This is a genomic window from Nocardiopsis sp. RV163, assembly GCF_001029525.1.
GTDB lineage: Bacteria > Actinomycetota > Actinomycetes > Streptosporangiales > Streptosporangiaceae > Nocardiopsis > Nocardiopsis dassonvillei.
The window spans coordinates 1-22,261 of sequence record NZ_LEKI01000011.1; the positions used below are offsets into that span (position 1 = coordinate 1).

Annotated in this window: 9 protein-coding genes and 1 tRNA gene; 4 read left to right on the plus strand and 6 right to left on the minus strand. The window is 75.3% G+C overall.

Annotated features, from left to right (window positions below; genetic code table 11):
* Window positions 1–2,806: amino acid adenylation domain-containing protein (locus ABD54_RS03705; protein ID WP_047868002.1), on the minus strand; the 2,806-nt coding region annotated here is incomplete at its 3' end.
* A gap of 37 nt (window positions 2,807–2,843) precedes the next feature.
* Window positions 2,844–4,223: a serine hydrolase gene (locus tag ABD54_RS03710; RefSeq protein WP_047868003.1), complete on the minus strand. Its 1,380-nt coding sequence runs from the start codon at window positions 4,221–4,223 to the stop codon at window positions 2,844–2,846.
* 1,149 nt (window positions 4,224–5,372) lie between these two features.
* Between ABD54_RS03710 and ABD54_RS03715 the strand changes: the two genes are divergently transcribed.
* Window positions 5,373–14,813 carry a non-ribosomal peptide synthetase gene (locus ABD54_RS03715; RefSeq protein ID WP_047868004.1) on the plus strand — a complete coding sequence of 3,147 codons (9,441 nt, stop codon included), beginning with the start codon at window positions 5,373–5,375 and terminating at the stop codon, window positions 14,811–14,813.
* A 107-nt stretch (window positions 14,814–14,920) separates the two neighbouring features.
* Here ABD54_RS03715 and ABD54_RS03720 read toward each other — a convergent pair whose 3' ends face one another.
* Complete coding sequence (locus tag ABD54_RS03720; protein ID WP_047868005.1) at window positions 14,921–16,297, minus strand: YcaO-like family protein; 1,377 nt, start codon at window positions 16,295–16,297, stop codon at window positions 14,921–14,923.
* Between the two features lie 284 nt (window positions 16,298–16,581).
* On the opposite strand from ABD54_RS03720, the gene ABD54_RS03725 reads away from it, so the two are divergent.
* Window positions 16,582–17,511, plus strand: coding sequence for a cyclopropane-fatty-acyl-phospholipid synthase family protein (locus ABD54_RS03725; RefSeq protein WP_047868006.1), 930 nt, complete (start codon window positions 16,582–16,584; stop codon window positions 17,509–17,511).
* An 81-nt stretch (window positions 17,512–17,592) separates the two neighbouring features.
* On the opposite strand, the gene fdhA is transcribed toward ABD54_RS03725, so the two are convergent.
* On the minus strand, window positions 17,593–18,813 hold the full coding sequence (fdhA, locus tag ABD54_RS03730) for a formaldehyde dehydrogenase, glutathione-independent (RefSeq protein ID WP_047868007.1): 1,221 nt from the start codon (window positions 18,811–18,813) through the stop codon (window positions 17,593–17,595).
* Between the two features lie 265 nt (window positions 18,814–19,078).
* On the opposite strand from fdhA, the gene ABD54_RS03735 reads away from it, so the two are divergent.
* Window positions 19,079–19,151, plus strand: a tRNA-Thr gene (locus ABD54_RS03735).
* A 476-nt stretch (window positions 19,152–19,627) separates the two neighbouring features.
* Window positions 19,628–20,380 (plus strand): hypothetical protein, encoded by a 753-nt coding sequence (locus ABD54_RS03740; protein WP_152691995.1) that lies wholly within the window; start codon window positions 19,628–19,630, stop codon window positions 20,378–20,380.
* A gap of 499 nt (window positions 20,381–20,879) precedes the next feature.
* Here the strand turns inward: ABD54_RS03740 and cas2e are convergent, their stop codons facing one another.
* The gene (cas2e, locus tag ABD54_RS03745) at window positions 20,880–21,266 is read right to left on the minus strand and encodes a type I-E CRISPR-associated endoribonuclease Cas2e (protein WP_082166682.1); all 387 of its coding nucleotides are present in this window, start codon (window positions 21,264–21,266) and stop codon (window positions 20,880–20,882) included.
* Window positions 21,266–22,261 (minus strand): type I-E CRISPR-associated endonuclease Cas1e, encoded by a 996-nt coding sequence (gene cas1e / locus ABD54_RS03750; RefSeq protein WP_235431966.1) that lies wholly within the window; start codon window positions 22,259–22,261, stop codon window positions 21,266–21,268. Before cas1e ends, cas2e begins: the two co-directional genes overlap by 1 nt.

The window sequence follows — 22,261 nt, forward strand, 5'->3', positions numbered from 1 at the left end:
GGGTCGGGGCGTGGCCGGGGGAGGGGACGGCGTAGGCGACCAGGCGGCGCGAGGCGCCGGTGCCGTCGACCGCGACCACGGCCTGCCCGACCCCGGGCAGGCGGGTGAGTGCGTGCTCGACCTCGCCCGGCTCCACACGGTGTCCGCGGATCTTGACCTGGTCGTCGGTGCGGCCGAGGAACTCCAGCCGCCCGCCGACGCGGCGGACCAGGTCGCCGGAGCGGTACATGCGCCCGCCCCCGCCGTCCGGGTCGGCGACGAAGCGCGCGGCGGTGGTGCCGGGCAGGTTGAGGTAGCCGTGCGCCAGCCCGTCGCCGCTGATGTAGAGCTCGCCGGGGACGCCGTCGGGCACGGGGCGCAGCCAGCGGTCCAGGACCCGTACGCGGGTGCCCGCCGCCGGGTCGCCCAGGGGAGGGGTGCCGCCCTCCGACAGCGGCGCGCTGAGGGTGGCGCACACGGTGGACTCGGTTGGGCCGTAGCCGTTGTACACGGCCCGGCCGTCGCCGAAGCGGGCGATCTGCTCGCCGGGGCAGGCCTCGCCCGCCAGGAGCAGGTGCTCCACCGGACCGAGCTCGTCGGGGGACAGGCCGGGCAGCAGCGCGGGCGGCAGGGTCACGTGGGTGACGCGGTGCTCGCGCAGGGCGCGGGGCAGCCCCTCGCCCGCCAGGGAGGGCCTCGGCAGCAGCACGGAGGCCGCGCCGTTGAGCAGCGCCACCACCAGCTCGGCGATGGCCGCGTCGAAGCTGGGGGAGGCGAACTGGAGCATCCGCGAGCCGGGGCCCACGCTCATGCGCTCGCCCTGGAAGGCGGCCAGGGCGGCCAGGCCGCGGTGCGCCACCAGGACGCCCTTGGGCCTTCCGGTGGAGCCGGAGGTGTAGATGAGGTAGGCGGGGTCCTCGGGCAGGACGCGTTCGCGCAGCGGCTCCGCGCGGTCCAGGTCGGGGTCGGCCGCGTCCACCAGCGGGCCGCTCCCGGGCAGGCGTCGGGCGCCCGCGGTGTCGGCGACGACCGCGCGCGGCTCGGCGTCGTCGAGGATCGCGGCCAGGCGCTCCTTCGGGTACTCCGGGTCCAGGGGGACGTAGACCGCCCCCGCGTAGACCACTCCCAGCAGGGCCTCGGCCTGGGCCGGGCCGCGCTCCACGCACACGCCGACGCGGTCGCCCCGCGTCACGCCGAGTTCGCGCAGCCGCCGGGCCAGGCGCGCGGCCCGCACGTCGGCCTCGGCGAAGGAGACGGTGCGGTCCGCGCCGACCAGGGCGGGGTCGTCGGGGCGCAGGCGCGCCCGCTCGGCGAACAGCTCGGGCAGGCCGCGCGGCCGGGGCCCGGGCCGCCCGGTCCAGGAGCGCTCCAGCTCCCCGGCCCGCTCGGGGCCGACCAGCGCCACGGCGCGCAGCGGCCGGGGGTCCTCGGCGTTCTCCAGCACCCGTATCAGGTCCTGGACCAGGCGCTCAACGGTGGCGCGGTCGAACAGCGCGGTGTCGAACTCGGCCGAACCGGCGACGCCGCCGGGCCCGGGCCGGAACTCCAGGGTCAGGTCGAAGACCGACTGCCCGCGCCGCACCGGTACGGGCTCGGCCTCCAGGCCGCCCAGCCCCGCCTCGGGCCCCTGGGCGTTCTGGAAGACCACGGCGGCCTGCACGAGCGGCGGCACCGCGGGGTCGCGTTCGGTCAGGACGGCGTCCACGACCGTGTCGAAGGGGACCTCTCCGTGGTCGAGGTCTGCGAGGAACCCGGCGCGCGTCCGGTCGAGCAGCGCGCCGAAGGACAGCTCCTCGTCCACGTGCTGGCGCACGGCCAGGGTGTTGACGAAGAAGCCCGCCGTCGCGTGCAGCCGCCGGTCCTCGCGGCCTGAGGCGACGGTTCCCAGCACCACGTCGGGGTTGCGGCTCCAGCGGGCCGCGGTCACCTGGGCCGCGGCCAGCAGCACGGTGGACAGGTGGGTGCCGTGGCCGGCGGCCAGGCGTTCGAGGCGCTCCGTCAACTGTGCGGACAGCGCGAAGGGCAGGGTGTCGCCCGCTCCCTCGCGCACTGCCGGGCGCGGGCGGTCGGTGGGCAGTTCGAGCACGGGCGGGTCGGCGAGCCTGCGGCGCCAGTGCTCCAGGGAGCGGTCCAGGGCGGGGCCGTCCAGGCGGTTGCGCTGCCACGCGGCGTAGTCGGCGTACTGGAGGGGCGTCGCGCCCAGCTCCCCGGCCAGGGAGTCCGGCGCGCGGCCGGGGTCGGCGGTGGCGGCCCGGTAGAGGGTGTCCAGTTCGGTGCGCAGCAGGTCCAGGGACCAGCCGTCGGTGACGATGTGGTGCAGGCACAGCACCAGCACGTGGACGCCGGGCCCCTCGGCCAGCAGCCGGGCCCGCATCAGTGGGCCGCGCTCCAGGTCGAAGGGCAGGGCGTACTCGCGGGCCGCCAGTTCGGCGGCCTCCTCGCGGCTCCCGGCGGCGGTCACCGGCAGTTCCACCTCATGGGGGGCGCCGATGACCTGGCGCCCCTCGCCGTCCACCTCGGTGAAGGTCGTGCGCAGGGACTCGTGCCGGTGCACGAGCGCGGTCAGGGAGCGCCGCAGCGCCCCGGCGTCGAGGTCCCCGGTGAGCCGCAGCACCAGGGCGGAGTTGTAGTCGGTGCGGCCGGGAGCCATCTGCTCCAGGACCCACAGCCGCTGCTGGGCGAAGGACAGCGCTGCCGGGCGGTCGCGGGGCACGCGCGGGATGTCCTGGCCGCTCCCGCCGCGCGTGCGCAGGCGGCGCAGGACCTCCTCGCGCGCCCTGGCCCGGGCGGCGTCGGTGGTGGGGTCGGCTGTGGCTTCGCTGCTCATGGTGGCTGTGCCGGTCCTCGTCTGCGCAGGGAGTGGATCAGGCGTTGGGGCCCACGGCGAGCCCGCTCAGGCGCAGGGTGCGCCCGTTGTACTGGAGCGCCGTGGCGCGCCGGGGCTCGGCGGGGTCGGCCAGGAAGCGACCGCTGAGCGCGATCCCGCCGTGGCGCTCGGAGACGACGCGGAAGGCGCCGCCCGGCCCGCTGGACAGCGGGCCCTCGAAGCCGTTGGACATGACCAGCCGGTACCCGTCCCCGCCGGGGACGACCTCGGCGGCCAGGCCGCCGTTGCCGTAGCGCCCCGTGACCAGGTCAGGGCCGGGCCCGGCGGCGCCGCCCTCGGCCGCGGCGTCGGGCTGGCGGTAGTGGCCCACGTCCACCCCCAGCTCGCGCAGGCCGCGGACCACGTGCTCCCAGGCGGTCACTCCGGTGGTGGCGTTGGTGGTCAGCGCCACCACGGAGCCGCCCTCGGGGTCCACGCGCAGGTTGCAGGTGGCACCGTCCAGGGTGCCGTCGTGGCCGTACCACAGGCGGTCCCCGGCCAGGTGCAGCGACCACCCGGCGCCCCAGCCGTCGGCCAGGCCGAAGGGGTCGGCCACGCTCACCGAGCGGCCCATCTCGCGCAGCACGTCCGGGGCGGCGACCTCGCCGTCCAGGGCGGCGTGCTCGGGGTCGAGGAAGGCGCGGCCGAAGGCGGCCAGGGCGGTGGCGCTGGCGGCCAGGCCTCCGGCCGGGGCCAGCGCCGGTTCGATGTGGAAGCCCACCGGGTGGGCCCGGCCCGCGCCGTCGACGGCGTGTCCGGTGACAAGTTCGGCGGTGGGGAAGGGCGGCGGCGCCAGGACCGGCGCCAGTTCCATGCCGGTGGAGCCGCACAGGTGCGACTCCACGGTCTCCCACCAGCTCTGCCCGGTGACGGCCTCCACGAGTCGGCCCGCCACGGCGTAGCCGGTGTTGGAGTAGGAGAACAGCGTGCCCGGCTCGGCGACGCGGTCCTCGGGAGTGAGGGAGGAGACGTAGCGGCGCAGGGAGGGCGCCGGCGCTGTCTCGGAGCGCTCCGAGACCAGACCGGAGGTGTGGCTGAGCAGGTGGCGGGGGGTGGCGCCCCGCAGCGGGTGGTCGGGGGCGGCCCCGCCCAGGTGGTCCAGGACCGGGGAGTCGAGGTCGACGTCGCCGTCCTCCACCAGTTGCATGACCAGGGCGGCGGTGACGGTCTTGGTCACCGAGCCCATCGGGAAGAGCGAGTCCGGCGCCACGGGGCGCTCCGTCTGGGCGTTCTCCACCCCGGTGGCGCAGGTGTGCAGCTCACCGCGGTGGTAGACCGCCAGTTGGGCTCCGGGGACGCCGGCCTGGTGACAGGTCCGGCTGAGCAGGTCGGACAGGGCGTCGCGCACGACGTTCTCCTCGTGGGAGTCGGAGGGCACCCGAAAGGCCGGCGCTCGGGACGGGAGCGGCCGGTCGCTTCGGCGGGGACGGGGCGGTGGACCGCACGTGCCACGGATACTCACATATCGCTTCGAATCTTGGCAAGGGTTTCGGATATGTCGGGAACCAGGTGACGGGGAATACGGTCCCGGCCTTCCGGGAGATTTCCGGGGTGTGAAGACATTCGCCGCGTACTGAGGCCTTCGTGTTTTTCCCGGTGTATCCCAGCCGTTAGCAGGGGGTTCGCCTTCCGTGCGGGACGGCGAAGGCTTCGATGGAAGGTTCGTGGCGCGTTGGGGACGTCGGTCGACAACGGCCCGGGTTTACCCGCTTGATTGTGTTCCTTGTCACCCGTTCGTGCTGGTGAAGGGGGGATTGCGGCCAATAGTGCTCCTGTTCGCGTATGCACTGATTTGATCGATGAAACGGCTATTTTTCTGCGAGAACGGACCCGAAGGGATCGTTGGATGAACGCGGTTCGGTTTTTTGTGGAGTAGCCCGTGTACTGGGTTCCGGAGTGTGGTATGAGTCTTGCCGGAGTCCTAAGCAGCGGTGACGTGCTCGCCCGGGCGGGCCCGCCTCGGCGGGGAGGCGCCGGGGTGCGGCCGCCGGGGTCCGCGGCGGGGGTGCGGTTTCGGCGGTGGTGTACGTCGGCGTCCTGCGTGCGGCCTGACCTGCGGAGGGGGAAATGGCTCCCTGATGGCCGCATGTGGACAGGTGTTGTCCGGTCATTCACTTTGAGTAATTTAACCGCTCCGCACGGTATCTAAGCCTTGGAGTCGTGCACGGCTTTTGTTCGCTTTGTGTGCCTTCGTGCTGGCGTGATCTGCTGAATAATACTTTTGCTCTATTTTGTCTGTTTTGAGGCCTGAGTATTCCGTGTGGCGCAAGGTGTTCGGTCTGGGTCTGTCTGTCGCCCGAGGGAATATCTGAATGGCGGGATTTTTGGTAAAGTGCCCGGTTGGATAAGGCGATGTGGCAAGCTCTGTCCTCGTGCGACGGTCCGCCGGGAATGGCGGACCGATTCGCCTCCGCGCCCCTCGCCGCCGGGCGGCCGCGCCGCCGAGGCGAAGGAGTACCCGACCCCGCGCCGCCCCCCGCACACGCCCTTCCGCCCTTGCCTTCGAACACGCGCCAGGAGCCGTCACGTGCTGTCCTCCCAGGAGTCCACCCGCTTCGCCCCCGACCCCGCGGACACGGCCTCGCCCTCCTCGGTCCCGGAGGCCTTCGCCCGGCAGGCGGCCCGCGCCCCCGGCGCCCCGGCCCTGCTCGGCGGCTTCCCGGCGGTGACCTACGCCGAGCTCGACGCCCGCTCCGCCGACCTGGCCCGCCTGCTGCTGGCCCGCGGGCTCGCACCCGAGGGCGCCGTCCTGCTCGCCCTGGAACGGGGGCCGCACGTGGTCACCGCGATGCTCGCGGTGCTGCGCGCCGGGGGCGCCTACGTCCCCGTGCACCCCGACGAACCCGCCGACCGGGTGCTCGCCGCCGCCGAACGCACCGGCGCGCGCCTGGTGCTCACCGACCGGGTGCTCGGCCCCCGCCTGTCCGCGCGCCTGGGAGGCCTGGCCCGGATCCTGGACCTGGACGCGGAGGGCGGCCCGGAGGCCGGAGGCGCCCCCTCCGCCCCGGAACCGCCCGCGGCAGACCCGCGCGCGCTGGCCTACGTCATGCACACGTCCGGTTCCACCGGAGAGCCCAAGGGCGTGGCGGTCACGCACGCCGACGTGGTGGCACTGGCGCGGGACTCGCGTTGGGGCGGGGGGCGCGACGAGCGCGTGCTGTTCCACTCCTCGCACGCCTTCGACGCCGCCACCTACGAGATCTGGGTACCGCTGCTGCGCGGCGGGGCCGTGGTGGTCGCGCCGCCGCAGCGGCTCTCGGCGCAGGAGTTCGGCGCGCTGGCCCGCCGCCACCGGATCACCTCGACCTTCGTCACCGCCGCGCTGTTCGACCTCTACGCCGCCCAGGACCCCGCCTGCTTCGCGCCGCTGCGCGAGGTCATCGCCGGGGGAGACGCCGTCCCGCCCGGCGCGGTCCGGGCCGTGCTGGAGGCCTGCCCCGCCACCGCTGTCGCCAACGGGTACGGGCCCACCGAGACCACCACCTTCGCCACGCACTTCGCCGTGGACCGCGACCGGCCCCCGCTGCTGTCGGTGCCCGTCGGCACTCCCCTGGACGGCATGCGCGCGCGGGTGCTCGACGACCGGCTGGCCCCGGTCGAGCCGGGCCGGGTGGGCGAGCTCTACGTGGGCGGGGCCGGGGTGGCCCGCGGCTACCTGGGCCGCCCGGGGCTGACCGCCGAGCGCTTCGTGGCAGACCCCCTCGGCGGAGGGGAGCGCCTCTACCGCACCGGCGACCTGGTGCGCCGCGACGCCGACGGCCTGCTGGAGTACGTCGGCCGCGCCGACTCCCAGGTCAAGATCCGGGGCTTTCGGATCGAACCAGGGGAGATCGAGGCCGCCCTGCTCGACCAGGACGGCGTCTCCCAGGCCCTGGTCACCGTCCGCGAGGACGCCCCGGGCGCGCGCGTTCTGGTCGGCTACGTCGTCGGCGCCGCCGACACCGGCGTCCTGCGCGAACGCCTGGCAGACCGCCTGCCCGGCTACATGGTCCCCACCGCCGTCGTGGCCCTGGACGCGCTGCCCCTGACCGCCAACGGCAAGGTCGACCACCGCGCCCTGCCCGCGCCCGCCGTCGGCTCCGCCGCCGACCACGTCGAACCGCGCGGGGAAGCCGAGCGCGCCGCCGCCGAGGAGTTCGCCGCGGCCCTGGGCCTGGAGCGGGTCGGAGCCCGCGACGACTTCTTCGCCCTGGGAGGCGACTCCATCCTCGCCGCCCGCGTGGCCTGGCGCCTGGGCGAGCGTCTGGGCACCGGCCTCGACCCGCGCGCGCTGTTCCGCCACCCCACCCCCGAGGGCGTCGCCACGGCCGGGGGCGCCGGGCGCCGCGAGGAACCCGTCACCCCGGCCGGGCGCGGCCGACCGCTGCCGCTGTCGGCGGCCCAGCGCCGCCTGTGGTTCCTGCACCAGCTCGACGGCGACAGCGCCGAGTACCACACCGGAAGCGCCTTCCGCCTGCGCGGACCGCTCGACGTGCCCGCGCTCGGCCGCGCCCTGGAACTGCTCCAGCGGCGCCACGAGGCACTGCGCACCACCTACGACACCGTCGACGGCGAACCCGTCCAGCACGTGCGCGAACCCCGCGCCGACCTGCTCACCGTGCGCGAGATCCCCCCCGCCGACCCGGCCGACCGCGAGCGGGAGCTGCAGCGGCACCTGCTGCGCGAGGTGGACGCCCCCTTCGACCTCGTGGCGGGACCGCCCACCCGCGCACTGCTGCTGCGCCTGGACGAGCGGGAACACGTCCTGGTCCTGAGCACCCACCACATCGCCTGCGACGGCTGGTCGGTCGACCTGCTCCACCGCGACCTCGCCGCCTACTACCGGGCCGCCGTACGCGGCGAGGAGCCCGACACCCGCGCCCAGACCGACTACGCCGACTTCGCCGTCTGGGAGCAGGGCCGCTGGGAGGGGACCGAGGCCCGGCGCCGCCTGGAGTACTGGGCGAGCGTCCTGGAGGACGTACCCCCGCTGGCCGTGCCCACCGACCGGCCCCGACCCGCCCGGCGCACCACCGCCGGGGCCGTGCACCGCACCCGCCTGACCCCCGACCAGCTCCGGGGCCTGCGCGCGCTGGGCGGCGCGTGCGGCGCCACGCTCTTCGCGACCCTGGCCGCCCTGACCCAGGCCGTGCTCTCGGCCGCGTCGGGTTCGGCAGACGTCGCCCTGGGCGCGGCCTCCGCCGGACGCGACCACCCCCAACTCGAGGACGTGGTCGGCTTCTTCGTGAACCCGGTCGTGCTCCGCTCGCGCCTGCGCCCGGGCACCACCGCTGCCGAGTTCGTCGACCAGGTGCGCGCCGAGGCCGACGCCGCCCTCGCCCACGAGATGCCCTTCGACCGCGTCGTCGACGCCCTGGTCACCGAGCGCGACCCCTCCCGGGGCCCCCTGTTCCAAGCGCTGATGGTGCTCCAGAACGCCCACACCGGCGGACTGGAGCTGGAGGGCCTGCGCGCCGAGGAGGTCGACCTGCCGCGCACCGCCGCCCTGGCCGACCTGGTCTTCGAGTACGCCGAACGCGACGGCGCCCTGCGCCTGTCGGTGGAGTACAACACCGACCTGTACGACGCCGGACGCGTGGCGGCCCTGGCCGACACCCTGTCCCGGCTGGCCGACGCCGCCGTCGCCGACCCCGGCCTGGACCTGGCCGCCCTGGACCTGCGGCCCGAGGCCGAACGCGCCCTCCTGGACTCCTGGGAGCACGCGCCCGCCCGGGGCGGGCCCGCGTCCGTGACCGCGGCGTTCGCCGAGCAGGCCGCCCGCACCCCCCGCGCCCCGGCCCTGGTCGGCGACTTCCCGGCGCTGACCTACGCCGAACTGGACGCCCGCTCCACCGACCTGGCCCGCCTGCTGCGGGCCTGGGGGGTGGGCACGGAGGACGCCGTGCCGCTGCTGCTGGAGCGGGGGCCGCACGTGGTCACCGCGATGCTCGCGGTGCTGCGCGCCGGGGGCGCCTACGTCCCCGTGCACCCCGAGGACCCGGCCGAACGCGTGGCCTGGACGCTCGCACGCACCGGCGCGCGCGTCATCGTCACCGACACCGCCTCGCGCTCCCGCCTGCCCGAGGGCGCCGACGCGCGCGTGCTGGTCCTGGACGGACACGGCCCCTACCCGACCGTGCGGACCGAGGACCCCCTGCCCGGGGCAGACCCGCGCGCGCTGGCCTACGTCATGCACACGTCCGGTTCCACCGGAGAGCCCAAGGGCGTGGCGGTCACGCACGCCGACGTGGTGGCCCTGGCCCGCGACTCCCGGTGGGGCGGGGGGCGCAACGAGCGCGTGCTGTTCCACTCCTCGCACGCCTTCGACGCCGCCACCTACGAGATCTGGGTACCGCTGCTGCGCGGCGGAGCCGTGGTCGTCGCGCCGCCCGGGCGCATGAGCGCCGAGGAGTTCGGCGCGCTGGCCCGCCGACACCGGATCACCTCGACCTTCGTCACCGCCGCGCTGTTCAACCTCTACGCCGCCCAGGACCCCTCCTGCTTCGCACCGCTGCGCGAGGTCATCACGGGGGGCGAGGCCGCCAGCCCGGCGAGCGTGCACCGGGTGCTGCGGGCCTGTCCCGCCACCGCTGTCGCCAACGGGTACGGGCCCACCGAGACCACCACCTTCGCCGCCCACCACCGCGCCGCGCGCACCGCCGAACCGGTGCGAACCGTGCCCGTCGGCACGCCCCTGGACGGCATGCGCGCGCGGGTGCTCGACACCCTCCTGCGCCCGGTACCACCGGGCGCGGTCGGGGAACTCTACGTGGGCGGGGCCGGAACGGCCCGCGGCTACCTGGGCCGCCCGGGGCTGACCGCCGAGCGCTTCGTGGCCGACCCGGCAGGAGACGGTGGACGGCTCTACCGCACCGGCGACCTGGTGCTGTGGAACGCGGCCGGGGAGCTGGAGTACGTCGGCCGCGCCGACTCCCAGGTCAAGATCCGGGGCTTTCGGATCGAACCCGGCGAGGTCGAGGCCGCTCTGCTCGACCAGGACGGCGTCGCCGAGGCCGTCGCCCTCGTGCGCGCCGCACCCGGCGGCGGGCGCAGGCTCCTCGCCTACGCCGTGCCCTCGAACGGGGAGGCGGACGAGGGGGCCGCCGAGGAGTGGCGCCGCGCCCTGGCCCGCGTCCTGCCCGGCTACATGGTGCCCGCCGCCGTCGTGGCCCTGGACGCCCTGCCCCTGACCGCCAACGGCAAGGTGGACCGCGGCGCCCTGCCCGACCCCGGGCACGGCGGGGAGCACACCGCCCCCCGCAACGGCACCGAACGCGTCCTGGCCGAGGTGTTCGCCTCCGTCCTGGCCGTGGAGCGCGTGGGCGTCCACGACGACTTCTTCGCCCTGGGCGGCGACTCCATCCTCAGCATCCAGATGGTCTCCCGGGCCCGCCGGGCCGGTGTGGAGCTGAGCAGCCGCGACGTCTTCTCCCACCCCAGCGTCGCCGCCCTGGCCGGGGTGGCGCGGGTGCGGCGGCCCGGCGCGTCCGGCGCCGGACCGGTGAGCGGCCCGCTCACCGCCACGCCCGTCATGGGCTGGTTCGACCGCACCCACCCCGTGGCCCCAGACCACTTCGCCATGTCCGTGCTGCTCGACCTCGCCCAGCCCCTGGAGCCGCGCGCCCTGCGCACCGCCCTGGCCGCCCTCGCCGACCACCACGACATGCTGCGGCTGCGCCGCGACGGCGACGGCCCGCGCGTGGCCGAACCCGGCACGGCCGCCCCGCCGCTGAGCGTGGTCGACCTGTCCGGGCACGGACCCGGACGGGCCCGCGACCTGGCAGAGGAGAGCGTCCGGGCCGCACACAGCGGCCTCGACCTGGCCCGGGGCCCCGTCTTCGCCGCCGTCCTGCTCGACTCCGGCCCCGAGGGCTCCCGGCTGCTGCTGACCGCCCACCACCTCGTCGTGGACGGGGTGTCCTGGCGGGTGCTGCTGGAGGACCTGGCCACCGCCTACCGCCAGGCCGCCGAGGGCGCGCCCGTGGACCCGGGGCCGCGCACCACGCCCTTCTCCGTCTGGGCCGACCGCCTGGCCCGGCACACCGCCGAGGGGGCCTTCGACGCCGAACTCGACACCTGGGCCGAGGTAGCCGCCACCCGCGCCGAACCGCCCCGCGACCTCCCGGGCCGGGGCAACGGCCTGGTGCGCGACCAGGAGGTGGTCACCGCCGGGTTGTCCGAGGAGGACACCCGCCGCCTGCTGGCCGAGGCGCCCGCGGCCTTCCGCACCCGCGTCAACGACCTGCTGCTGGCCGCCCTGGGCCGGGTGCTGTGCGAGTGGACCGGCTCCGCGCGCGTGCCCGTGGACCTGGAGGGCCACGGCCGCGAGGACCTGTTCGAGGACCTGGACACCTCGCGCACCGTGGGCTGGTTCACCACGGTGTTCCCCGTCGTGCTCACCGGCCGGCCCGACCGGACCGAGCGGATCCGCGCCACCAAGGAGATGCTGCGCGCGGTCCCCGGCAACGGCCTGGGCTACGGCGCCCTGCGCCACCTGGGCACGCCGGAGCAGCGGGCCCGCCTGGATGGCGATCCCGCGCCCGGCGTGAGCTTCAACTACCTGGGCCGCTTCGACACCGACTCCGGCCGGGGCGCCCTGCACACCGCGCTGCGGCTCAACCCCGGCGGCGAGCACTCCCCGGACGAGGAGCGCGCCCACTCGGTCGAGGTGGTGGGCCGCTTCGAGGGCGAACGCCTGGTCTTCGACTGGTACCACGCCACCACCGTCCACGGCACCGCCACCGTGCGCCGCCTCGCCGAGGCAATGGCCGCCGAACTCGCCGCGCTGGTCGAGCACTGCCTGGACCCCGCCCACGGCGGGGCCACCCCCTCCGACTTCCCGCTCGTGCGCCTGGAGCAGGCCGAGGTCGACCGCCTCGTCGGCGACGGCCGCGACGTCCAGGACGTGTGGCCGCTCACCCCCATGCAGCAGGGCATGTTCTTCCACTCCGCCCTGGAACCCGACTCCGCCTCCTACCTGGAGCAGGTCGTCGTGGACCTGGACGGCGTGGACGACCCCGGGGCCCTGGGCCGCGCCTGGCGGCGGGTGGTCGCGGCCACCCCCGTCCTACGCGCCCGCGTGGCCTGGGAGGGGCTGTCCGAACCGGTCCTGCTCGTGCACCGCGCCGTCCCCGTCGAGGTGGCGCACCTGGACCTGCGCGGCGCGGCGGAGGACGAGCGCGAGCGGGCCCTGGCCGACCACCTGGCCGAGGACGCCGCCCGGGGCGTGGACCCCGTCCGCGATCCGCTCCTGCGCGTGGCCCTGCTGCGCACCGGCGACGCCTCCGTGCGCCTGGTGTGGACCTTCCACCACCTCGTCCTGGACGGGTGGAGCCTGCCCCTGGTCATGGAGGACGTCCTGGCCGCCTACCGGGGCGGCGTCCCGGCCGCGCGCCCCGACTACCGGGAGTACCTGCGCCGCCTGGCCGGACGCGACGCCGAGGAGGGGCACGCCTTCTGGCGGGGCGTACTGGAGGGCGTCACCGAGCCCACGCCGCTGCCCTACGACCGGCCGCCCGCCGCACTGCGCTCCGCCCGCTCCAGCGCCCGCAGCGAGGCCGTCCTCGCACCGGAGCGGGCCGGTGCCGTGCACGCCTTCGCCCGCGCCCACGGCCTGACCGTCAACGCCGTGGTCCAGGGCGCGTGGGCCCTGCTCCTGTCGGCCTACTCGGGGCGGGCCGACGTCGTCTTCGGCGCCACCACCTCGGGCCGCCCCGACGACATGCCCGGGGTGGAGGCCGCGGTGGGCCTGTTCATCAACACCCTGCCGGTGCGCGCGGCGGTGGACCCCGCCGAGCCCGTGGCCCGTTGGCTGCGCCGCCTCCAGGAGGACCAGGCGCGCTCGCGGGCCCAGGACCACCTGTCGCTGGCGCGCGTGCAGGCCGAGGCGGGACTGCCCGGGGACACCCCGCTCTTCGACAGCGTCGTGGTGTTCGAGAACTACCCCGTGGACGAGGCCGCGGCCGCCGAACACGGGCTGCGGGTCCGGTTCGTCAACGCGGTGGAGGCCACCAACTACCCGCTCGCGCTGAGCGCCTACGCCTCCGGCGGGCTGCGCCTGGTACTCGGCCACGACCCGGCGTGCTTCGACGCCGCGACCGCGGACCGTCTGCTGGGCGACCTGGAGCGCATCCTGGTCTCGCTCACCGAGGACCCCGAACGCCCGCTGGGGCGGGTGGCCGGGGCCGACCCGGCCCGGTCGCTGGCCCTGGCCGACGGTGGCGGCGAGGAGCCGCCCGCCGCCACCGTCACCGCCCTGTTCGCGGAGCGGGCCGCCCGCCACCCCGAGGCGACCGCCCTGGTCGGCGCGGACGGCGAGTGGACCTACGCCGAGCTGGACGCCGAGGCCGACCGGGTCGCCGACCGCCTGGCCGCGCTGGGTGTGGGAGCGGAGTCCCGGGTGCTGCTGCTCATGCCGCGTTCGCCGCGGGTGGTGGCCGCGATGCTCGGCGTCCTGCGCACGGGGGCGGCCTACGCGCCGCTGCACGAGACCGTTCCGGCGGAGCGGGTCGCCTCCCTGGCCCGCGCGCTGGGCGCGCGCGTGGCCGTGGCCGACCCCGGCACGGCCGACCGCTGCGCGGACGTGGAGGCGGTGGTGGGCTACGCCGCCGACGGCACGCTGTCCGGTGCGGGCGAGGGCGCGGAGGCCACGGTCCGACGGGACCCGGTGCACGGGCACACCGCCGCCTACGTCATGTTCACCTCGGGCTCCACGGGCACGCCCAAGGGCGTGGTGGTCGACCACCGGGCCGTGGTCGCCCTCAGCGCCGACTCCCGCTGGCGCGAGGGCCACGACAGGGTGCTGTTCCACTCCCCGCACGCCTTCGACGCCGCCACCTACGAGGTCTGGGTTCCGCTGCTCAACGGCGGGACCGCGGTGGTCGCGGACGGGCCGGTCTCCGCCGACGCCCTGCGCGAGCACACCGCCCGGCACGGGGTGAGCGCGGTCTTCCTCACCACCGCCCTGTTCAACCTCTTCGCCCAGCAGGACCCGGAGTGCTTCGCGGGGCTGCGCGAGCTGTGGACCGGCGGTGAGGCCGCCGACCCGGCCTCCCTCGCCCGCGTGCGCCGGACGTGCCCCGACACAGAGCTGGTGCACGTGTACGGACCCACCGAGGCCACCACCTTCGCCACGTGCACCCCGCTGAGCGCGGAGGAGGCCGACGCCGGGCACTGCCCGATCGGCCGCCCCATGGACGCCACCGGCGCCCACGTCCTGGACGGCGCCCTGCGCCCGGTCCCGCCCGGCGCCGTGGGCGAGCTGTACCTGTCCGGGCCGGGGACGGCGCGCGGTTACGACGGCCAGCCCGGGCTGACCGCCGAGCGCTTCGTGGCCGACCCCTTCGGCGACGGCGGGCGGCTCTACCGCACCGGCGACCTGGTGCGCTGGTCCGGCGAGGGGCGCCTGGTCTTCGTGGGCCGCGCGGACGGCCAGGTGAAGCTGCGCGGGTTCCGCATCGAGACGGGCGAGGTGGAGGCCGCCCTGCTGCGCGGGCCCGGGGTCGCCCAGGCCGTGGTCCTGGTGGCCGAGGCCCCCACCGGCGGACGCCAGCTCGTCGCCTACGTCACCGGAGGGGAGGCGGACGCCGAGCTGGTGCGCGAAAGCCTGTCCCGCGAACTGCCCGCCTACATGGTGCCCGCGGCCGTCACCGTGCTGGAGGCGCTGCCGCTCAACGCCAACGGCAAGGTGGACCGCGCCCGCCTGCCCGAACCCGCCTGGGCGCGCGCCGCCGCGCCCGTGCACGTCGAGCCGAACACCCCCACCGAGGAGGCCGTGGCCGAAGTGTGGGGGCGCACCCTGGGGCTGGAGCGCATCGGCCGCGACGACAACTTCTTCGACATCGGCGGCGACTCGGTGCGCAGCCTCCAGGTGGTGCGCGAGGTCGAACGCCTGCTGGACGTCACGGTGCCCACCCGGCTGCTGTTCGACCACCAGACGGTTCGCGCCTACGCCGAGGCGGTGGAGGACGTGCTGCTGGAACAGATGTGACGCGGGACCCGGGCACCGCCGACCGGCGTCGGCCGTGGCGGCTCAGCACCCGGGGCCGCCCGGTGCACGGGAGGTGTTCCGGCGCGGAAGTAGGCGCCCCGGCGGCCTCAGCGGGCGCGGCGCGCCCGACCCCGCACTCCGGGCAGGGCCACGTGCCCCTTGGTGACGAGGTGGAACCGCTCCAGGCCGGGGCACTGTACCTGCACCACGACGGTGCCGTGCTCAAGCTCCCTCAGCGGGTGCGCCGCGACGCGGTGCCCGGCCGCCGTCAGCCGTTCCACGACGGCGGCCCGCTGGAGGGGCACGCCGGTGCCGGGCGGCACGGTCTCGGGCGGCACCGCACCCGGCGGCGCCTCGCCGATCCGGTCGGCGAAGTCCAGCATGGCGCAGGCCAGGAGACGTGGGTGTCCGGCGAGCCTGACGCCGACCCCGGCCGCGACGTCGTGGTCGGCGACCAGCCGCGCGAACGGCCCCGACGCGTCCGTGGCCGCCGACTGCTCGGCCACGACCCGGGCGAGCAGTTCGCCCTGGACGAACTCGGTGACGGCGCGTTCCGCGGCGAGTTCGCCCGAAAGGGAGGCGCCGAGCCCGTAGCGGTGGTCCGGTGCGCCGCCCCGGCGTTCGGGGGCGTAGGCCATGACCACGGGCACGCCGATGTCGGTGGTCAGGTCGAGCAGGACCACCGGGCCGCCGACGAGGTCGCGGGCGCGGTCCAGGTGGGCGCGCAGGCGGCCGGGCAGCGCATCGCGGGGCACGCGCGCGGGCATGGGGCCGCCGTCGTAGACCGAGCGCAGCAGGAACAGCGAGAACGCGTCGCGCTCCACCCACTCGTTCAGGGCGTGCAGGAGCGCCTCGTCGCGGGTGGCACCGATCGCGCAGCCGGAGTTGACGCTGTAGGACATCGCCGAGCGGTACTCGGCGGTGTCGCCGAGGGCGCGGCGCACCCGCGCCGCCTCCCCGCCGGGCACCGGGTACCACGGCGCCCAAAGGAACACGGGGACGTCGACCGGCGGGCCGCCGTCGAGCCCCTCGTGGCGCACGCAGGCCACCCGTGCTTCCCGCTGCGCGGCCACGTCGCGGACCGCCCGGTCGGCGGCGAAGGGCCCCTCGGCCAGTTCCGCGGCCCGCACCAGGCGCACCGGCAGCGCTTCCAGGACGGTGGGGCCGGTGAACGCGTGCTCCAGGGCCTCGAACTGGGCGCCGACGCGCGCGGGAAGGCCGGGGCCCTTGCCCGCGCCGAGCCCGTAGGGGACCTCGGAGCCTTCGGCGTCCCACAGCCCGCACTGGACGGCGGTCGGGTCGCGGTCGTCCAGCACCCGGTGGCGGGCGCTCCAGCCGAGGGCGTCCACCTCGGCGCGGACCCGCCGCTCCGCCTCCTCCAGGGTGAGTTCGCGCTCCCGGGTTCCGGACCAGCTTCCGGAACCCGGCCCGGGGAGCGGGGAGGTCCGCTCCCCGGACGCGGGGATCCACGCGGATCGCGTCACCGCGCTACTCCGCGGTCTCCTCGTCCAGTTCCTCGACGGCCGGGGCGATCTCGTCCGCGCTGTCCAGCGGGGCGGTCCACTCGTATCCTGCGCAGGCCATGGTGCGGCTCCTAGGCGATAGACACACGGGGCGCGCACGGGGTTGTCCGCGCCCCCGTTCTGCCTACCCCGTGAGGTGACGCCTGTCACTCGAAAAACGGAAGAAACAACCGATCCGCCGGTTTCGGTACGGGGTCCCGCGACCCGGGGGTGCGTCCGCCCGCCGTGGGTGGCACACTCACGCCATGGCCGACGCCCCGCCCCGACCCCCCGACCCAGCCGCCCGTGTCGACGCCTGGCTCAACGGAGCCTGGGCGCTCGCGGCGCTCGCCGCAGCAGCGGAGGGCGCGCCGCTGTCGCGGGAACAGGGCAGGCTGCTGGCCGCCGCCGGGTGCGCGGAGCCCGACGGCGACGGGTGGCGGCTGCTCCCTGCCTACCGCGACGTCCTCGCGGGCTCGGCCGGGCCCTCCGCCTTCCCGCGCAGGGTCGCGCGGCAGTTATCCCAGGCCGCCGACGCCGCCTTGGGCGAGCAGGACCGCGCGGAGGAGGACGACGCGGCCCTCCTGGCCGAGGGCACGGCCTCGGGACGGCGGATGGCGGACTTCCTGGACCTGCTGGAGGAGCGCGTCGCGGGGTTCGGCGACCTCCTCGGCCGGGACGGCCTGCGCTTCCTCGACGCGGGAACCGGGATCGGCGCCATCGCGGCCGCCGTCCTGGAGCGCGTCCCCGGCTCCCGAGCGGTCGGGCTCGACGTCCAGCCCCGGGCGCTGCGCCTGGCCGAGCGCCACCTGTCCGGACGCGGGCTGCGCGACCGCGTCGAGCTGCGCCTGCTCGACGTGGCCGAACTGTCCGAACCCGGGGCCTACGACCTGGCCTGGCTCCCCCTGGCGGCACTCCCGCCCGACGCCGTCGCGCGGGCGCTGCCGCGCGTGCGCGAGGCCCTGCGCCCCCGGGCGTGGCTGCTCACCGCGACCGTGCTGCGCGACGACCCCGGCGACGCCCCGGACGGCGGGATGCGCGACGCGGTGGTGCGCTGGCGGATGTCCCGCAGCCGGATCACCCCCTGGGGGCCGCGGGAGGCGGCGCGCGAACTGGCCGCCGCGGGCTACCGGGACGTGCGGCGGGTGGCCGCGTCCGAACCCGCCCTCACCCTGCTCGTCGCCCGCACGCCCTGAACCGCGAGCCCCCAGCCGGGGCCGCCCCGCACACGCACCGCTCGCCGTCCGCGCGCCGCTCGCCGTGTACCTCCCCGTGCCTCAGCCCGTGCCGAGGTAGCCGTTCGGGTCGAGCACGTACTTGCTGGCCGCGCCCTCGTCGAAGGCCCGGTACCCCTCGGGGGCCTCCTCCAGCGGGATCGCCACGGCGTTGACCGCCTCGGCGATGCGCACCCGGTCGTGGAGGATCGCCTCCATCAGCTCCCGGTGGTACTTCATGACCGGGCACTGGCCGGTGAAGAAGGCGTGCGACTTCGACCAGCCCAACCCGATCCGGACCGACAGGGACCCCTCCTTTGCGGCCTCGTCGGACGCGCCGGGGTCGCCGGTCACGTACAGGCCCGGGATCCCGACGGACCCTCCGGCCCTGGTCACGGCCATCGCGGTGTTGAGCACGCTGGCGGGAGCCTCCTTCGAGGCGCCCTCGCCCGTCCCGTGCGCCTCGAAGCCGACCGCGTCCACCGCGCAGTCCACCTCGGGGACGCCCAGGATCCGCTCGATCCGCCCGGCGAGGTCCCCCTCGGCCACGTTCACCGTCTCGCACCCGAAGCTGCGGGCCTGCGCCAGCCGCTCCTCCTTCATGTCCGCGACGATCACCACCGCCGCGCCGAGCAGCCGGGCCGACGCGGCGGCGGCCAGCCCCACGGGCCCGGCCCCCGCGACGTAGACGCTCGACCCCACGCCCACGCCAGCGGTGACGCAGCCGTGGTAGCCGGTCGGGAAGATGTCCGAGAGCATCGTCAGGTCCAGGATCTTCTCCATCGCCTGCTCGCGGTCGGGGAACGCGAGCAGGTTCCAGTCCGCGTAGGGCACGAGCGCGTACTCGGCCTGTCCGCCGACCCAGCCGCCCATGTCGACGTAGCCGTAGGCCGAGCCCGGCCGGTCCGGGTTCACGTTCAGGCAGATCTCCGTGCGCCGCGCCTTGCAGTTGCGGCAGCGCCCGCAGGAGATGTTGAACGGGACCGAGACGAGGTCGCCGACCTTGACGAACTCCACGTCGGGGCCGGTCTCGACCACCTCGCCGGTGATCTCGTGGCCCAGGACCAACCCTTCCGGCGCGGTGGTGCGCCCCCGCACCATGTGCTGGTCGCTGCCGCAGATGTTGGTGGCGACGACCTTCAGGATCGCCCCGTGCGGCACCTCGCGCCCGACGTTGGCCGGGTTGACCCCGGGGCCGTCCTTGACGACGAACTCGGGGTAGTCGATGTCCTCGACCTCGACCCGGCCCGCGCCCCTGTACACCACACCCCTGTTGCCGGTCATGTCCTTCCCACCTCTCCGCCCCCGGGAGGGGGCACTTTCCCCTCTGGTTTCCGGTCGGGGCGAGGAGCAACCGGACACGGCGTGTCTATCCGGATTCTTTGCCGGATCGGGGTGCGCGGAGGAGGTGACCGGTAGGGGCCGTTGCCCGACGGGGCGGAGACCGGGGCGGCGATTCGTACGCACCGGCGTATCCGAGTAGGCCGGGCGGTGTCTGAACCGGTACCATTTCCCAGGGACGCGGCCGGGACCACGGTCGCGGCAGCCCGCCAGCGTAGCTCAATTGGCAGAGCAATCGCCTTGTAAGCGATAGGTTAGGGGTTCAAGTCCCCTCGCTGGCTCTCACATGGTCTGACCTGGGGAGACGCCCGGTCAGCCGCCCCGGCGGCAATCGCCCGCGGCGGCTCCTGCCCGCCCCGGGACGGGCGCGACGGCACCCCCCCGCGTCGCACACCGACGCTGACGGGAGTGCTGACGCGCCGCGCTCCGAGCCCGTACGCGGTTGGGAGTTGCTCGCGCAGGGGACCTCCGGCCGTGGCTGGCGCTGCCCTCATCGGTGCGGTCGGACCGCCTCCCGGCTCCGCCGCAGAACCCCCGTCTTCCGGCGAACTCGGTCCGCCCCCGCACCTGGCTCGCCGGGGCCCGGGAGGCCGGCGCCGCGGACGGCGCCCCCCGGCCGATCCGGCCGCCCGGTTCCGGACGGTCCGTTCCGAAATCAAGGGCGTTGACACCGTCCTACCTACTGGTAGGAGTGCGTGGCCCGGCTCCCGTCCAGGGGAGAGGGCGCGGACTGTCGGAGGGACCGGCCAAGGTGGCGGTGGCCGCCTCCGCCGCACCCGGGCGGACGCCCACCGCCGACCCCGACACGATGGAGACCCCCATGCCCGGCCGCCTCACCCCGGCCCGCTTCGTCGACCTCTACGACCTGGGCGCCAGACCGCACATCCTCGCCTACCGAACCTCCGTCGGCGACCGGCGGCGCCGGGAGTGGCTGATCGAAGCCGGGCTCCTCGCTCCGTGCGATCCCCCCGTCCGCGGCTACGCCTTCCGCGTCACGGAGGCGGGTCTGGCAGCGCTGCGCGAGCACCTGGACTACCTGGAGGAGCGCGAGTCCCAGGGGCTGCCGCACCGCTCCGGGGACGAGTACGGCATCCAGCGAGGGGTCCTGGCCTCCCGTGCCGGGCTGGACGCGGCTCTGGCGCGGCGCGCACGGGGCGAGGCCGCGCCCGTTGAGGCGGCGGGCAGGGAGTGGTGGGGCGGGCAGGGGACACCGGCGTGGGAGGGCTCGCCCCCCGAGGTGCTCCGGGCGGTTGCCGTGCTGCGGGCGGCCGGGCACGCGCCCGTGGACTGGACGGCGGTGGGGGAACCCAGGGGCTTCTACGTGGAGCCGCGCGGGCGGCTCCTGTACGTGTACCACGGCGAGGCCCGACGCACGCAGCGGGAGGACGGGGGGTGGTTCACCGAGGAGATCGGCGCCTACGCGGACGCGCTGCGCGCCGCCGGGTGGCGGGTGGAAGCGGACACGGGCCGGTGCGCGCACGTGGGGGTGCCCGGCTCAGACCGAGGGTGAGCCCGCTCCGAGCCGGGGCGCCCGGAGGAAGAAGACGACACCGGTGGGAGGGGCGGCCAGGATTCCGGTGCCCAGACGGGCATCCGGTTCGGGTCCGCTCGCGCTCCCGTCGCCGCTCCCAGCGTCGATGTGCGGGGGCGTCGCGCCGTGTGCTCCATGGGCCGCGACGGCCAGGCCCGTTGGGGCTACGACTCGGACCGTGCCTGGAAGCAACGCACCCTCGCCGAGGAGGACCGCGTGAGCCCCGCGCACGCGGGGATGGACCTGCGATCAATGAGACGGCGATCAGCCTCGGCGAGTGAGCCCTGCGCACGCGGGGACGGGCCGAACCGGCTGTCATGGTGGCGGTGCGCCTGGGAGTGAGACCCACGCATATGCCGAACCCAGAGGTCGTTGACGGCTTCACTTCCGGTGAGGCACCCCCTGTCAGGGGTGCCGTCACCGACCAGCCATCCGGACAGACTCGGACGGCCCCGCCCGGCAGGCAAGGCCGTCTCCTTCACAGTCCCTGGAAGGGATCCTCCTCAGGTGCGGGCGTCTCGTCCCCGACCTGGTGCTCCGGAGCCTCGGGCAGCCATTCCGGGTCCTCCTCCTCATCGACCTGCGCCGTCAGCCGGATCAACTGGAGGCCGTCGAAGTCCAGCACCTGCCGTCGCCGCTCGCCCGCCGTGAGCACGACGTAACCCTGCTCGTTGTCGGCGGTGTGCAGGCATACCGCGGCGCCGTCTCCCACCGACGCGCTCACGGCGGACCACAGCTCCTGGCGCACCCGAGCGTTCATCGTGCCGACGTACAGGCCCGCGTCAGGTTCGGTCATCCACCGGGACAGGGCACCGCGCACCCGGTCCGGGACCGCGGTCGTGGCGATCACCACCATCGACCCCATCAGCGACCCTCCACCGCGTAGTTGACTCCGCCCGAGACCGCGCCGGCGGTGGGGTCCCACAGGTCGACCACTCGCCACCGCAGCGGCGTCGCCTCCGCGCCCTCGTCTTCGTCCTCGTCCTCGATGTTCGGGTCGAGCAGGGCCTGGATGTCCCGCACCATACGCGGGATCATCCTGTAGAGCTGCAGTTCGGTCCGCAACAGCGTCCGGGCCCGCCCCTCGGGATTCTCGGCCGCATGCAGGGAGAACGCCAGCGGGATCGTGGTCTGCGCCTTGTAGAGGTCGGCGATGTCGTAGACGAACGACTGCTGCTTCCCGGAGTGCACGAAGCCCAGGGCGGGGGAGCAGCCCAGGTGGGCGATCACCGAGTGCACCACCCCGTACAGGGCCGCGTTCCCCGCCGACAGGGCCTTGTTCACCGGGTTCTGTCCGTCCCAGTCGGCCGGGTCGTAGTTGCGCTTGAACGGCTTCACCCGGTGCTTGGTCGCCAGACTCCTGTACAGCGCCTTCATGCGCTGCCCCTCCAGGGCCCTCAGACGCTCGATGCCGGTGCCCTCCTCCACCTCCTCCCCGAACCGCATTTCGTACATGCGCCGGGCCACGGCCAACCGTGCCGTGTCGTCGGCGTAGGCCCGCACCTGCCGGTCCAGCCACGCGGTGGTGCGGCTCTCGGGCATCAGACTTCCGTAGTGCAGAATGCCGCCCGACCCGCAGCAGACCACCGTCGTGCCGTGCCGCATGAACGTCGCCAGCGCGGGTGAGGTGATGGAGGTGCCCGGCCCGAGCAGCAGGCAGGCAAGGGAGGCCGTCGGGATCTGTACCCGGTGCACGGTGCCCGCTCCTGCGGCGACCTCGGCGCACACCCCGGTGTCGGTCTGCACGATCCGGCAGATGTCCGCATACAGGAACGACAGGTTGTCCGACACCTTCGGCAGCATCGCCAGGGTCGGTCGGGCCAGCGCCTTGCGCGCCTGTGACCCGTTCGTCTCCGTCAC